1 protein-coding gene is annotated in these 232 nt (G+C 40.9%); it reads right to left on the reverse strand.

The window, feature by feature from the left end; translation table 11 throughout:
- Positions 1-41: 41 nt before the first annotated feature.
- Positions 42-232: DUF502 domain-containing protein (locus HMPREF9441_RS18905; protein WP_008623782.1), on the reverse strand; the 191-nt coding region annotated here is incomplete at its 5' end.

The following is a 232-nucleotide window of genomic DNA, read 5'->3' on the forward strand; positions in this document are numbered from 1 at the left end:
AAAATGCCCGTTAGCTAAAGCTAACGGGCATTTTTTTGATATTATTTATCACTTTTAAGGATACCCCCACTCAGGGCGAACTCCATAGCTTTTTGGGCGGTAAAACCCTCAGCAGGTTTAATATTTTCAGCAGAAGTAACGATTACCCACCCCGATATAGCATAAGAGTGCGGCAGATAAACACTTACCATACCTTCCAGATTTGTAAAGTTCATAGTATGCTGGGTAAGGA

Origin of the sequence: Paraprevotella clara YIT 11840 (genome assembly GCF_000233955.1) — a bacterium.
Lineage (GTDB): Bacteria > Bacteroidota > Bacteroidia > Bacteroidales > Bacteroidaceae > Paraprevotella > Paraprevotella clara.